We start from the raw sequence: 15,018 nt of genomic DNA on the forward strand, positions 1-15,018 counted from the left end.
TTTATTTTTAATATGACAGCTCTTTATACGAAAAAAATCTAAAACACAAAGCTCTATTAAAACTTGTATTTTAGATTTCTATTTCATTAATTTATCTGCTTAATTTTGTTTTAATGATTATTCTAATTTAAAACTTTGAACTATTTCATTAAGCCTTTTAGCAATTTCTGCTTGGTTTTCCGCAGTTACTGCTACTTGCTTTATTGCTCTTGTAGTTTCATCTACACTTTCTTTTATTGTTTCTGTTTTTTCATTTGATTTTTGTGCAGCGTGAGACATATTTTGTACAGCTTCACTTACTTGTCCAACTGCAGCTGTAATTTCTTCAGACATAGCAGCCATTTCCTCAGACATTTTGCTTACAAAGTCAGAATCACTATAATACTTATTGCCTGCTTCTCCATAAGCATCAAATTCTTTCTTTACATGTGTATTTATGAATTCTAACATATCGTTACCTGTATCAATACTACTTTTAAACGCTTGTTGAACTTTAAGAATAGTATCTTGAATATTTATTACTGCTTCTGATGATTGTTCTGCAAGCATTCTTACCTCATCTGCTACAACTGCAAAACCTTTCCCCTGCTCACCTGCTCTAGCTGCTTCTATTGCAGCATTTAATGCAAGTAAATTAGTTTGTTCAGCTATACTTCCAATAGTATCTGCCATATCTTTTATGCTATCCACTACCTTACCTTCTTCTATAGCTTTTAACATTTTATTTCGTTTTTCTTGATATATTTTTTCAGTTTCCTCTACAGCTTTTTTACTTTTATCTTTAACATTTACAGCTCTTTCTTTAGCTTTATTTGCATTTTCACTTCCTTCTACAGATTTAGAAGAAAGTTCATTCATACTTGCATCTACCTCTTCAATAGATGCACTCATCTCTTGTGATGCACAACTAGAATCCTTCATACCCAAAGCAATGCTGCCTACTGCTTCATCTATAATTACAGCTTTTGAAGATAACTCCTGGACTGTTACTGACAATTCTTTAGATGATTCAGTTATATTTTGAGAATTCTCTATAATTAATTTCACTAAGCTTTTTATATTTTTCTGTGCTCTATTTAAAGCTGATGCTGTTTCTCCAATTTCATCTTTGCCTGTAATATCAATAGGAGTAGAAAAATCATATGCTGATAACCTATTTGCAAAATCTTTAATTTTTATAATAGGAACTACTATTCTACTTGCAAAAATGTAACTTATCATAATAGCTATTAAAAACATAATCCCTGATATTAGCAAGTTTGTTTCTAATACACTGTTTAATTCACTATTAACATATGTCATGTCCATACTTGCATTAACAGTATAATTCCTACCTTTTGAATCTGTAAAAGGTATTGATACTATATAAATATGTCCATATTGGGATTTTACTATTTGAACATTTTTACCTTTTTTCTTTAAAGTATCTGCACTTTCATCACCTAATTCCTTATCTGGCTGTCCAAGAAATTTGTATTGTCCTGTTACTTTTTCTTTATCTACAGAAGAACCTGATGTAGTAACAATCTCCCCATTCATATCCATCATAGTCCATACATACATTAAGTTTAAATCTTTACATATAGAATTCCATCTCTTTACTACTTTCAAATATTCCTCATCGCTAATAGACTTTTTATCAACAATTCTGTCATGATAATCTCCTAATAAATACTTTGCATTATATACTTGTGTTTCTAATTTCTTATCTATAGTATTTATTTTTTCTGTCTTTTGCTTGGTATATAATGATACTGAAAAAAATATTGTAATTATTAAATTAATTATCAATATAATAAATATAAGTTTGAATTTAATACCTAAACTTTTACCGTCAAAGTTTCTTTGTGACTTTTTTGACAATTCCATTGTTTTTGCCCCCTTTTGTTTTTAATCCTTAAAATAGTATAATGTCTTAAAATATTTACTAAACATACTACAATTGTTTCTACATATGGTAAATTATAATTTCATTTTCATTATCGGCGTCTGTATTAAAATATTTATCATTTTTTATATAATTATTGGTGAAAAAACATTTTATTGCAGAATTTTGCAATCAAGTGTAAAATAATATTTTCATACATAAAACTAAGGAGCTGCCACATTAAAACATTTCCATACAACATATTGTTTTACAAATCAATTATTAATGCATTATGTTGTAGAATTTATTTTTAGTGCAACAGCTCCTTATACGCAAAAAATCTAAAACAAAAAATTCTATTAGAATCTTATGTTTTAGATTTTTATTTCATTAATTTATCTGTTAAATTTTGTTTTAAAAGTTGGGTAATTAATAATAAAACTCTTCTATTCACCCTCATTGTTTTCTTCTATTTCAATTCCAGCTAATTTCATTAGATATAAAGCATTTCTTGTAGGCGAAATTCCAGCTTTCAATTTGTAATCAAAATAAATTTGATTATCTCTGTAGTATTCAGAGAAATGATAGTTTTTAATTTTTGAATTTTTATCATTTGCCATTTCGCCTAATTCCAAGTCATGAGTGGATATAAATCCTAAATTTCCAGCTTTACTTAATTGTTTTACTAAAATCATAGCTCCAGTATGTCTATCCTTTGAGTTAGTTCCTTTAAAAATTTCATCTAATAGAAATAGTACTTTTTTACCTTCCTTTGAGGCTTTAACAATATTTTTTATTTTTAATATTTCTGCATAAAAGGAAGATATACTTTGCCCTAAATTATCACTTGTTCTCATACAACTATAGAGATCCATAATAGTACAGCAAAATTGATCTGCACATACAGGAGCTCCAGCATATGCTAATATAACATTAATTCCTACAGTTCTCATAAATGTACTTTTTCCTGACATATTAGACCCTGTTATAAGTATAACTTGATATGGTTCTTCTATATTTAAATCATTACATACCCTTTTTTCTCCTAAAAGCGGATGACCCATATTTTTTGCTGAAATCATTGATGCTCCAGCTGCAATTTTAGGCATACCCCAATGAGGATTATCATATTTAATATTTGCAATACTGCACAATGCTTCTAGCTCCCCTATTATGCTAAGCCACTTTTCAAAGTCATTCCCTGCTTTTGTCTTCCATCTTTCAATAGAAATGGTCCAGTGATATTCTAACATGAGAATTGAATTCAAAATGGGGTATAAAGTATTACGCCTACTTACTATGGATTCACAAATCTTAGAAAAAGTATCTATTTGTTTATATGCACTTTTTGCATCGTTATCATAAAGTGTTTTACACAAATCTATAATGTACTTTGAATTAAATTTATGCTTTTCTATATGCTTAAGCATATTTCTATATGTTTTTATGCTATAATTATATTTTTCTGCAATAATTAAGTTTTTCATCCTATCTTCTCTTTTTATTCTTAAAATAACACATTGAATAAAAATCAAAAAAATAGGAATATAGTATGGAATTATATAAAATATTTTTGGTGCACTTCTGCTAGTATCAAGTAAAACTGCTATGATATAATCAATTATTCTAACTATCAACGTTAAACTAGTTATTCCAGTCACCATTGAAAGAACTCTTAAAATCCAAATTATTTTATTTTTTAATATATAGTCATTTCTTTCTTTTATCCATGAAAAAAGTTCCTTAGTATCCTGTTTATCATTGGAAATTATTTTTCCTTCTGCCTCAAGCTTCTGCCTAAAATGTATTTTAGGTCCAAGCTCTATAACTGCGCACTGCCTATCATGTATACTCTGTTCATCTTCAGGTTTCTCCGTTAATATTTCCTTCAACCTTTGTCTTCCAATGTAAGTACGGCATGCATTTATCCATTGAAATAAAGAACCTTTTCCAAAAATATCAAGATCGTAGGAATACTTATGGTTCTCATCTATAAATTCTTCTCCACTATCCTGAAAGTTTTTCCATTCTCCATTTAATCTTTTTATTGAAGTTTCATTTATCTCCTTAAGTGCAGCTATATATTTCTTTTTATTTTCTATATCCTTATGTAAATGAGCTAGATAACAAAGCAAAATAATCATAACTAAGACTACAGAATCAAACATGAAATACAATTTTAAGGTGTACATTCTTATTAAAATTACAAATCCTAGTACAAAAACGGCAAGTCTTAAATTACTTAAATTACTTATACGCTTCTCTTGTTTTTTTAATAATAAATTATATTTAGTTTTTCTCTTTTCATATTCTTTTAATGCTGATATCAACTTATAGTCCTCCTACCCTGTATTATCATAAAATTGTTTATTTATGTTCTTCCCACAAACACTCTGTTATCTTCATTTCAGTAAATATAGCCTTAAAAGAATTTTGGCTTGGGGAACATGCAAATAACCCAATATTAATTTCTTTTTCACCTTCAAACAAGTGAAAAATTCTCATTTGCTTGAAATTTACTCCATCAGATGAATTTTCAAGACAATAATCACTTTCTCGTCTACTTAGTCTATACCACATACATTTTACAAAAGCTCCAACATCAGTTGTTGCCCAATCAGAATATCCATGATTTGTTACCACACTTCCAAGCCATGCAGTATTATTATCATGGAATTCTATTGCTGCCTTTACCCAATTTTCACTATTTTGATAAATTGCAACTCCACATTGATCAAACAGTGCTGTACTATCAAATTCTGTCTTTACAGTAAATGAAAAATACCTTTCATCAGTTGTAATATAAAGTACATGAGCATTATCATTTCTAAATCCATAATAAGTTCTTTGCCAAAAATCGGTGTTAGGATTTGTTATAATTTCAACCCTATCTTTTTCAATTACATAATTTTCAGGTTTGAAAAACCATTTTGCTTTTTTAGAATCAAATTCAAACATACTAGTCCTCCATAAAAAATCAAATTAACTTTTAATATATTAATTTACTGTTTTCACCACTTCCTTTTCATTATTATAACTCTATCCTTAATCTAATCATATCAATACACTGAATTTCATTTTCTATAATGTTTTCTTTATAATGCCTTCTAAAAAAATCTTTATCCACGCCAACTATACGAAATCCACATTTTTGATAAAGTGCTAATTGATTTATGCTTGAATTTCCTGTACCAACTTCTAAAACTTTAAAATTCCCCTTTCTTGCTCCTTCTATTGCATTCAATACTAATTTCTTGCCAATACCTTTCCTCTGGTATGTTTCTCTAACTGCAATATTTACAAGTTCTAAAGTTAAAGGTCTTGTCCTAATCACCACATAACCTCCAACTATAATATCATTAATATGTGCAATATAACAATTGCCCCTATCTATATAATCATTAATTATTTCGATAGATGGGTCTGCTAAAAGAAGTAAATCATATGGAATTTGTTCATTATTACCTAACTTTCTTATTTGAATTTCCTCCATAAATTATTTCTCAACCCTTCCTAATATTTTATTAAATTTGTAATTTGATATATTTAATTTCGTATCTCATTACTTAAATCTAATAAGTAAATAATCATCATAGTGCTGAAATCCTAATTCAGTATATGCTTTCACAGCTGGTATATTGTTCTTCCTAGCAGAAAGAGTAGGTATCTTGTCTTTATCAACAATTCTCTTGCATATTTCAGAAACCACAGCCTTACAATAACCTTTACCTCTCTCAGATTCCAGTGTATAAACACTTCCAATTTGACAAACTTTAGAAGTATATGTCTGCACACATGCTTGAGCTACCATTTTACCATCCTTTTGTGCAATAATAAACTCCTCTTCTTCTCCTCTTTGTATTAAAGCTTTCTTAATATCTTTCCAAGTTGCATCTTGTTGAAACCCATTTATATGAGCATGTAAAATAAAGTCAATTACTTTATCGCTTTTTAATTTATCTGCATTTATAAATTCCATTCTATCTAACATAAATGGTTTAAAATTCTTGTTCATAAAATATGAACTTTCATCATATGATTGAATTTCTTTATGTTCCTTAATGTTTTCATATAAAGGTTTTACGATTTTAAACATTCCTAGTAAAAATTCAAATTTTCGCTCTTTCATAAGCTTTGCAAATAAAGGCACAGCTTCCTCTGACTCATAGTGAGGTATACAACTTCCCAAATTATAAAAAGGTAGTATTCCTTTAAGTAATTCTCCCTGAAAATATCCATAGTAATCTGCACATCTTCTTATATCCTGCCTATTGTCAACCCCAAATTGTATAACATTGGCATATAAAAATGATGTTTCAATTTCATTTCTTTCAAGATATTCTAATATAATTTTTTTATCAGCCTGTTTAAGCAATCTAATCATTAATACCCCTCCATTGAATTGTTTCTATATAACATCTTGTAGTTATCATTTGCTTAATTATATACCATATTATTGAATTTTTTCAAATATTATATTTATTTTATTGAACAAGAAAAAAACATTTTATACCTGCTTTTCAAATTGTGTTTACCACATATACTATTAAAAGATTGCAATAAAATAACAAAAAACGCATATAGATTTACACAAATCTGTATGCGTTCTTAAAATTTAAATATAATTTTCTCACCTTGAGATACTGTAAATATTTTAACTATTCTCTGAACCTAGTTCCTAAATATATTTTACTTAATTAACTGACATATATCATTTGCAAATTGAACTGGATCTTCTATTGAAAGACCTTCAATCAATAATGCTTGATTATATAGAAGATTTGAATACATTTTTACTTTATCCTTATCTTCCTCAAATGCTTTTTTAATAGCACCAAACATTTCATGATTTGTATTTATTTCTAGAATCTTATCAGCTTTAAGGTTTGGATTATTTGGCATCATGTTAAGCACTTTTTCCATTTCAATAGAAAGTTCACCTTCGTTTGCAAGACAAACTGGATGAGTCTTCAATCTCTTTGACGCTCTAACTTCTTTAACTTTTCCACTCAAAGCTTCCTTCATGAAATCAAATAAATCTTTGTTTTCTTGTGTTTCCTTTTCATTTTCTTTTTCATCAGATTCAATACCTAAGTCTTTGCTGGAAACAGATTTAAATTCTTTTTCTTTATATTTCATAAGTATTTTAATTGCAAATTCATCAATATCATCAGTGAAGTATAATATTTCAAAACCTTTATCTTTGATTAACTCAGTTTGTGGCAGCCTTTCAATCTTTTCTACACTTTCACCAGTTGCATAATATATGAATTTTTGATCTTCCTTCATACGTGAAATGTACTCATCAAGACTTACAAGCTTTTTCTCTGTTGAAGAATAGAACATCAATAAATCTTGAAGTACTTCCTTGTTAGTTCCAAAGTCAGAATAAACACCATATTTAAGCTGTCTTCCAAAGCTCTTAAAGAATTCATCATACTTTTCACGATCATTTTTAAGCATTAATGAAAGTTCGCTTTTTATTTTATCCTTTACTTTCTTTGCAATAAATTTAAGTTGTCTATCCTGCTGTAAAAGTTCTCTTGAAATATTAAGAGAAATATCAGCAGAATCAACTAAACCTTGAACAAAGCTGAAGTAATCTGGCAATAAATCTGAGCACTTTTCCATTATTAAAACACCATTAGAATAAAGCTCTAAACCTTTTTCAAATTCCTTTGTATAGAAATCATAAGGTGCTTTAGCTGGAATAAATAATAAAGCATTATAGCTTGCTAATCCTTCAACACTAGTATGGATTGATTTTAAAGGTTTTTCATAACCAAAGTGCTTATCCATATAAAATTGATCATAATCCTCTTGTTTTAATTCATTTTTATTTTTTCTCCAAATTGGAACCATACTATTTAAAGTTTCATCTTCATAATAATCTTCATATTCTTTTTTGCCGTCCTCTTTTTCGCTGCCTTCCTTTTCCTTACTCTTTTTTACCATCATTTTAATTGGATATTTGATAAAATCAGAATACTTCTTAATTAAAGCTTTTAGTCTATATTCATCCAAGAATTCATCATAATTTTCATCATCAGTGTTTGTTTTTATCTTTAATATGATTTCAGTTCCAACTGTTTCTTTATCTATAGGTTCAATATCATAACCTTCTACACCCTTTGATTCCCACTTATAAGCTTCATCTGAATCTATAGAACGACTTATAACAGTAACTACATCTGATACCATGAAAGCTGAGTAAAAGCCAACTCCAAATTGACCTATAATATCTACGCCTTCTTTTTCCTCATTTTCATTTTTAAATGCTAACGAACCACTTTTAGCAATAGTACCAAGGTTATTTTCAAGTTCGTCCTTTGTCATACCAATACCTGTATCAGTAATAGTAAGAGTTCTATTTTCCTTATCTGCTGTAATTCTAATGTAAAAATCATCTTTATTGAAGCTTATATTGCTGTCAACAAGTGAGCGATAATAACTCTTGTCAATTGCATCACTTGCATTTGATATAAGCTCCCTCAAAAATATTTCTTTGTTTGTATAAATTGAGTTAATCATTAATTCAAGTAGTCTTTGAGACTCTGCTTTAAATTGTTTTGTAGCCATTTATATCATTTCCCTTCATTGAAATTTTTAACATATTAAAACCACACCTATAAAGTAGGTGCGGTTATTTCTAAATTAATCAAGCCACTTTCCTACTCTTAATCAACTATAGTTTTTTCATAATAAGTAAAACTTAAGAATATGTTCTGTAGGTTCCCGATTTTTTCATTTTTATATCATTTAAGGTTTCCAAATGCATTTTTAAATTGCTTTTGTTAGCACTCATTGATGTCGAGTGCTAACTATATTTTAGCAATTATATTTTTTTTGTCAATATATTCTTTAAATTTAATTTAAAATGTATTAATTTTCTTAAGCTAATTAGAAATTTTGGCTAAAATTAAGTTCTAATATAGGATTTATGGAACTTTTTTGATAAAAATGACCTGTATTATTGAAAAATAGAAGATATTTTTTATATTTTGCTAACTTGTTTTTTTATTCTCTCTATAAACATTAAAGGTATTGTTGCTGCTACAACAATCAATGTTAGCATAAATACATCATCTATTGCATTCATATAGGATTCTGTATATACATACTTATAAGCTAAATACAATACTCCTGTTTTAGCATTTCCAACTACTGCACCCTTTTGCAATACATAGCTTTGAACAGTATTAATAAAATTTGAAGTTACAGGGTTAAAAGGTGTTAATTGTTCAGCTAATCTATAGTAGTGTAAACTCTGTCTATTTTGTAAAAATACTGTAAGTACAGTTGTGCTTAGTGAACCTGCTACCTGTTTTACTGTATTTTGTAGAGCTGAAGCCCTACTTATAAGTTCTGGCGGTACTTGTGCCATACTCATAGTAGTGGCAGGCATCATGCATAATCCTACACTAGCCCCTCTTATAAACAATAAAAATTTAAGTGTTGAATTACTCATATCTGTACTTAAAAAATATAATTCATAAGTTGATATAATCATTAAAACTATACCTACAATAATAAAGGGTTTACCCCCTATTTTATCTGACATTTTCCCAGCTATAGGCATAGTAAGTCCTGAACCAATTGCATAATACAACATAATAATACCTGACTGCATAGCATTGAGTCCAGATAAATTTTGCAAAAATAATGGTATAAATACAAGCACCCCATACATAGCAAATACTATTATATTAATTAAAATTGTATTAACTGAATAGGGAAGTATTTTTAAAACTCTTAGCTCCAATAGCGGATTTTCTATAGTGAGTTCATTAAATATAAATATTGCAAGATTAAAACCTCCAAATACAATTAGTAATGGATATTTTATATCTCCCCAATCTATTTTAGACCATTCACTTATTACATATAAAATGCTTATAAGTCCCAATGTAGAAGTTAAAACTCCAATAACATCTAATTTTTTGTCAACTTTTTTTACATCTTCCTTTAATATTGCTACAGCAAGAACTGTTCCTATAATACCAATAGGTACATTAATATTAAAAATCAAATTCCAGCTTAAGTATTGAACTATATATCCTCCTAAGGTTGGTCCAATAGCCGGAGCTACCATTATTGATATACCATATATGCCAGCTGCTAATCCAATTTTTTCTTTTGGAATTACTTTGTAGAGTGTAGACATGCCAACTGGCATAATCATGCCTCCACCTATGGCTTGTAAAATTCTTGCCAGTATTAATACATCTATACTCCAAGATATTCCACACAAAAATGAACCTATAGTAAATACTACTATTGCAAATATATATACTTTCTTATAACCTAAAACCTCTTCTAAATATCCTGTTAAAGGTATAACCGCTCCTGCAGCAAGCATATAGCCAGTTAAAACCCATTGACCAGTATCTAAAGAAGTAGAAAAAACAGACATTATTTTAGGCAATGCTATATTTACAATACTAGTATCAAGAAATGCCATAAAAGTTCCTATAATGATTACCATTAAACAAAGCCATTTATAAGAAGCTGCTTCTTTCTCTTCCATTTGTAAACACCTGACTTTCCAAAAATTATTATTTCATATGAATTCTTACCACTGCATTAATTCCAGGTAATAATTTAACTTTTCCATAACTATTTAATTTGATTTTTACAGGTACCTTTTGAACAACCTTAGTAAAATTAGCACTTGTAGAAGTTGGCAATAATGAAAATTCAGAAGCTGAAGCTTCACCAATAGACTGTACTACTCCAGTAAATCTTTTACCTTTATATTTATCTATTGAAATATCTACCTTTTCACCTTCTCTTAATTTAGTCAACTTTGTTTCTTCTATATTTGCTGTAATATAAACTTTATCTGGATCTACTACATACGCAAGCACCTGACCCGCAGTTACTATTTCACCTACATTTACTGCTTTTTTTATAATTGTACCTTTTATAGGTGCCCGCAAAACAGAAGTATCTAAATTAGAATCAGGTTGTCCAGCTAATTCCTGCTGACCAACTATCTGTTCTTTATCCACCATAGTTCCTTCTTCTCCATTGAATTCTAAAAGTTTGCCAGATATTTGAGAACTTATCTTATATAAATCTCCATCTACTTTTGCATCCTCTGTGGAAACAAAATATGTACTATTATACCAATAATATATACCAATAGTTGCCATACACATAACCATTATAAGCAGCATGCCAATCATTACAATTTTTCTTTTTGATTTCACAATATTCACCTTCTTCTACTTACTAAAACCTATTTGGGCAATCATGCCTGTTTTTAAAATATGACTTTCATCCTTTACTGTAACTCTCACCACATTTTTATCATTAGAATTCATCATTGGATTTATAACAGATATTTCCCCCTTAAACCTCTTTTCAGGCATATTTGATGGTTTTATAATCACTGCTTGTCCAATCTTAATTTCTGAAAGCATATCCTCTGGAACATATCCATCAATGTATAATTCATCATTATTTACTACAGTAACTAAATTAGCACCTGTAGCAGCAATTTCTCCTTCATGTATATTACAAATACTTACTACACCTGATATAGGAGATTTGATTACCCCATTGCTTAATTGAGTTTTATAAGAATCTACTAAAGTTTGTGCCTCATCTACTGCTGCTTGAGATGTTACTATGTCCTGCTGTGTCGAGCCATTCTTTAACTTACTCAAATTTTCATTATCAGAAGTCAATGTATTCTTAGCTGCAGTTAACGCTGCTTCTATCTGTTCCATATTTTGCTTTGTCTCATATCCTTTATCATAAAGCTGCTTTACACGATTATAACTACTTTCAGTATTTTGGAGAGCTTTGTCATCACTAGATATCTTAGCTTCTGCTATGGCAATATCCTCAGGTCTAGCTGAACTTTTAACCTTGCTTAAACCAGCCATTGCAGTATTTACTTTTGCTTCTGCCTGTTTTACCTGCTGATCTAAATCTGTAGTATCTAAATAAATAATTGGATCTCCTGCATTAACCTTACTTCCTACATTTATAGCAACCTTTGAAACTTTAGTAGGTGCAATTTTAGAAGCTAAATTTATTGAATCATTAGACTGAATTTTCCCTGCAAAGATAAATACCTCTCTTGCAGCTGCTTGAGCTTTATAATTTTCACCTACTTCTGTCTTTGCACTACTACAGCCGCCCAATAATAAAGAAAATACTAAAATAAAGATTACTTTTTTCATTCTGTAACTCACACTTCTTCCTAAATAAAAATATTAAAATTAAATTTTTAGCGCAAACATGAAACATATTTCATATTTGAATTATATGAAATATGTTTCATGTTTGTCAAGAGAAATGTGAAACTTTTTTCACATTCATATTATCCTTGACTGAACATTTTTTTTATACTAAAATCATTTTAGGTGATGAAAATGGATAGAAAAATACGAATACCTCGTCAAAAGAGGTCCATTGAAAAGAAAAATAAAATTATTGATGCTGCTTATAAAATATTTAATGAAAAAGGATATAATAATACAACTACTGTGGATATAGCAAAGGAAGCAGGCATTGCTACAGGTTCTGTATATGCCTACTTTGAAGATAAGAAAGATATATTTATTCAAGCTTTGCACAAATACAGTAATATTATGCAAGAAATTGTAATTAACAAATTTAATCAGATACCTATGGAAGAAGATTTATTAGATGTGATTAAAGAAGTCATCAACATATTAATTGAATCTCATAATTTATCTAAAAATCTTCATAATGAAATTATGGCTTTAAGTTTTCTCGATGAAGATATAAAAAATCATTTTAAAAATCAACATCAACAAATAACAATTAGAATATTCCAGCAATTAGAAGAACGAAATATTATTATTATTAACCCAAAGGAGAAAATGTTTCTTGCATTAAATACTGCTGACAATCTTTGCCATGAATTACTTTTTTTTCACAATTCAGGCCTTAATAAAAAAGTTGCTGTTGATCAATGTGCATATATGATAAAATGTTTGCTGACTTATTAGCAGCAAACATTTTCATATAAAGCAATTTCAAATATTGTTTTATATTCTACATTTTCGGTAATACCTATTTTTCCTCCATGTAATTCTATAATCTTCTTTACAATTGAAAGCCCTAACCCCGTCCCTCCATCATTTTTTCTGCTTTCATCTTCTCTTACAAATGGATCAAATATAATATCTTTATTTTTTATTCCAATTCCATCATCACAAACTCTTATAAATACTACCTTTTCATTTTTTTCTATATATTTCCCATATATTTGGTCCTTACTTAACTCTATTTTTATCCTAGTACCTGCCTTATTATATTTTAGAACATTATCCACTAAATTACCTAAAGCTCTAAATAAATTTATCTCATCTATTTTCACATATATTTTTTCCTCTGGAATAAAAAATTCTAGTTCCATTCCTTTATTTTTTATGTCATCATAATATTTTACAATTAGCAGTCTCAAAACCTCACAAATATCTTTTTTTTGCATATTTAACTTAAAATCCGGTGTATCCATCTTTACATATTGAAAAAGTTCATCTATCATTTCTACTACTTCATCAGACTTTCTATTAATCACTTTATAATATCTATCTTTATCTTCGTCGTCTATCCTTCCTTCAACCAATGCCTGTGAAAATCCTTTAATTGAAGTAATAGGGCTCTTTATATCATGGGTTAAATCTGCCAATAACATTTTTTTACTATCTTCTAACATTCTTTTTTCATCTTCTGTTTTGCTAAGTTTATCTAAAATTTCATTAAAAGTATCTTTAATTATATCAAACTCTTTAGGACCATTAAATTTAAGTCTATCTTTATAATTTCCGTTTCCAATAGAAACAAGACCTTCTTCTATCTTCTTTAATGGTTTCCCTAACCTTATGGATATCAAGTAACTAAATAAACCTATACTAAAAATTACTATTGCTATAAACAAAATAAGGCTTATTATCAATTTACTTTTTATTCCTTTGAACAAATACATATACTTGCTGGAAAACTGAAAATTTAATTTTATATTATTAGATGGCAAGGTTATTATAGATATGTACTTTTTTCCACTACTTGATATAAAACCATTTAATATATGTAACTCTTTGCTACTTTCAATGGAAGAAAGATAACTAAGCTTTAAAAGTTCCTCTTGAGTGTATGTTTCTTTCTTTTTACCTACATTACCTTTTCTAAATATAACTTTATTATTTTCATCTACTACTTCAAAACCTCCACCCATTTCTTCAAGCTCTCTAGTATCAAAGGCTTCGTAATTTTTACCTATTTTATCATATACTCCTATATTAGGTAATCTACTTTCTGTTAGCTTTCCAAAAAAGAAACTTACAAGCACCAGTAATAATACCAAACTAACAACCAGTACACATATAAGCTCAATATATGTCTTAATAAATAAATAAAATACTGTTTCAGTTTTATTAGACTTGTTTTTCAAATTTATACCCCAATCCCCTTATAGTTTTTAAATACACAGGCTGCTTTGGATTTTCTTCAATTTTTTCTCTGAGCTTGCTAATATAAACCATAATAATATTATCATCAGTTAAGAAATCTTCTCTCCATACTTCCTCAAATATTTGCACCTTAGTTAATATGATTCCTTTATTCGCCATTAAATACTTTAACATTTTAAATTCTATGGATGTCAATATAAAATCTACATTTCTCACTTTTAATATAGCTTCTTTTGTATCTAATTCAACATCACCAATTCTTATTATATTATCCTTTACTCCACAATTTACATAACTTCTTCTAAGTTGTGATCTCACTCTTGCAGCAACCTCTAGTGGATTAAAGGGCTTTTTAATATAGTCATCCGCTCCTAAATCTAAACCTAAAATAACATCATTATCATCACTTTTAGCTGTTATAAATATAATTGGTATATCTGTAAATTTCTTAGCCTTTTTCATTACCTGATAGCCTGTAATCTTTGGCATCATAACATCTAATAGACAAATATCAATATTACCCTCTTTTAAAATATCTAAAGCTGCTTGACCATCTTCAGCTCTTAATATATCTATATTATCCTTTGCTAAATAGAGTTCAAGCAAATCAATTATATCGTTATCATCATCACATATAAGTACTCTTTTCATATTTATTTCCACCTTTAGTATTTTTCTTTATTTTATCACACATTA

The 15,018-nt window shown here is 28.5% G+C and carries 12 protein-coding genes; 1 reads left to right on the plus strand and 11 read right to left on the minus strand.

The features are described 5' to 3' along the window. Positions 1-117: 117 nt before the first annotated feature. The 9 genes from Q6H37_RS20585 to Q6H37_RS20625 form a co-directional block, all read right to left on the minus strand. Complete coding sequence (locus Q6H37_RS20585; protein ID WP_318736021.1) at positions 118-1,869, minus strand: methyl-accepting chemotaxis protein; 1,752 nt, start codon at positions 1,867-1,869, stop codon at positions 118-120. A gap of 444 nt (positions 1,870-2,313) precedes the next feature. Beyond that, positions 2,314-4,197, minus strand: a complete 1,884-nt coding sequence (locus tag Q6H37_RS20590) for a MutS-related protein (RefSeq protein WP_318736024.1) — start codon at positions 4,195-4,197, stop codon at positions 2,314-2,316. Between the two features lie 37 nt (positions 4,198-4,234). Further along, on the minus strand, positions 4,235-4,825 hold the full coding sequence (locus Q6H37_RS20595; protein WP_318736027.1) for a DUF1349 domain-containing protein: 591 nt from the start codon (positions 4,823-4,825) through the stop codon (positions 4,235-4,237). Positions 4,826-4,898: 73 nt separating this feature from the next. After that, entirely contained in the window at positions 4,899-5,360 is a 462-nt protein-coding gene (locus Q6H37_RS20600; RefSeq protein WP_318736029.1) for a GNAT family N-acetyltransferase, read from the minus strand. 69 nt (positions 5,361-5,429) lie between these two features. Beyond that, complete coding sequence (locus Q6H37_RS20605) at positions 5,430-6,251, minus strand: GNAT family N-acetyltransferase (RefSeq protein WP_318736032.1); 822 nt, start codon at positions 6,249-6,251, stop codon at positions 5,430-5,432. Between the two features lie 305 nt (positions 6,252-6,556). Next, the gene (gene htpG / locus Q6H37_RS20610; RefSeq protein WP_318736034.1) at positions 6,557-8,446 is read right to left on the minus strand and encodes a molecular chaperone HtpG; all 1,890 of its coding nucleotides are present in this window, start codon (positions 8,444-8,446) and stop codon (positions 6,557-6,559) included. Between the two features lie 415 nt (positions 8,447-8,861). Then, positions 8,862-10,394: a DHA2 family efflux MFS transporter permease subunit gene (locus Q6H37_RS20615; protein WP_318736037.1), complete on the minus strand. Its 1,533-nt coding sequence runs from the start codon at positions 10,392-10,394 to the stop codon at positions 8,862-8,864. Positions 10,395-10,422: 28 nt separating this feature from the next. Next, positions 10,423-11,079: an HlyD family secretion protein gene (locus Q6H37_RS20620; RefSeq protein ID WP_318736040.1), complete on the minus strand. Its 657-nt coding sequence runs from the start codon at positions 11,077-11,079 to the stop codon at positions 10,423-10,425. Positions 11,080-11,094: 15 nt separating this feature from the next. Continuing rightward, positions 11,095-12,060: an HlyD family secretion protein gene (locus Q6H37_RS20625; RefSeq protein ID WP_318736043.1), complete on the minus strand. Its 966-nt coding sequence runs from the start codon at positions 12,058-12,060 to the stop codon at positions 11,095-11,097. Between the two features lie 192 nt (positions 12,061-12,252). On the opposite strand from Q6H37_RS20625, the gene Q6H37_RS20630 reads away from it, so the two are divergent. After that, complete coding sequence (locus Q6H37_RS20630) at positions 12,253-12,855, plus strand: TetR/AcrR family transcriptional regulator (protein WP_318736045.1); 603 nt, start codon at positions 12,253-12,255, stop codon at positions 12,853-12,855. Here Q6H37_RS20630 and Q6H37_RS20635 read toward each other — a convergent pair. Both Q6H37_RS20635 and Q6H37_RS20640 read right to left on the minus strand, forming a co-directional pair. Then, positions 12,852-14,303, minus strand: a complete 1,452-nt coding sequence (locus Q6H37_RS20635; protein WP_318736048.1) for a HAMP domain-containing sensor histidine kinase — start codon at positions 14,301-14,303, stop codon at positions 12,852-12,854. The two genes, Q6H37_RS20630 and Q6H37_RS20635, sit on opposite strands and share 4 nt — an antisense overlap. Then, entirely contained in the window at positions 14,287-14,973 is a 687-nt protein-coding gene (locus tag Q6H37_RS20640) for a response regulator transcription factor (RefSeq protein ID WP_318736051.1), read from the minus strand. Before Q6H37_RS20640 ends, Q6H37_RS20635 begins: the two co-directional genes overlap by 17 nt. Positions 14,974-15,018 lie beyond the last annotated feature (45 nt).

Origin of the sequence: Clostridium sp. JS66, assembly GCF_033561535.1 — a bacterium.
In the GTDB taxonomy this organism is placed as follows: domain Bacteria; phylum Bacillota; class Clostridia; order Clostridiales; family Clostridiaceae; genus Clostridium_AM; species Clostridium_AM carboxidivorans.

Coding starts and splice junctions, on each gene's coding strand:
- Q6H37_RS20585 (WP_318736021.1), bottom strand. CDS start 1,869: ATGGAATTGTCAAAAAAGTCACAAAGAAACTTTGACGGTAAAAGTTTA.
- Q6H37_RS20595 (WP_318736027.1), bottom strand. CDS start 4,825: ATGTTTGAATTTGATTCTAAAAAAGCAAAATGGTTTTTCAAACCTGAA.
- Q6H37_RS20600 (WP_318736029.1), bottom strand. CDS start 5,360: ATGGAGGAAATTCAAATAAGAAAGTTAGGTAATAATGAACAAATTCCA.
- Q6H37_RS20605 (WP_318736032.1), bottom strand. CDS start 6,251: ATGATTAGATTGCTTAAACAGGCTGATAAAAAAATTATATTAGAATAT.
- htpG (WP_318736034.1), bottom strand. CDS start 8,446: ATGGCTACAAAACAATTTAAAGCAGAGTCTCAAAGACTACTTGAATTA.
- Q6H37_RS20615 (WP_318736037.1), bottom strand. CDS start 10,394: ATGGAAGAGAAAGAAGCAGCTTCTTATAAATGGCTTTGTTTAATGGTA.
- Q6H37_RS20625 (WP_318736043.1), bottom strand. CDS start 12,060: ATGAAAAAAGTAATCTTTATTTTAGTATTTTCTTTATTATTGGGCGGC.
- Q6H37_RS20630 (WP_318736045.1), top strand. CDS start 12,253: ATGGATAGAAAAATACGAATACCTCGTCAAAAGAGGTCCATTGAAAAG.
- Q6H37_RS20640 (WP_318736051.1), bottom strand. CDS start 14,973: ATGAAAAGAGTACTTATATGTGATGATGATAACGATATAATTGATTTG.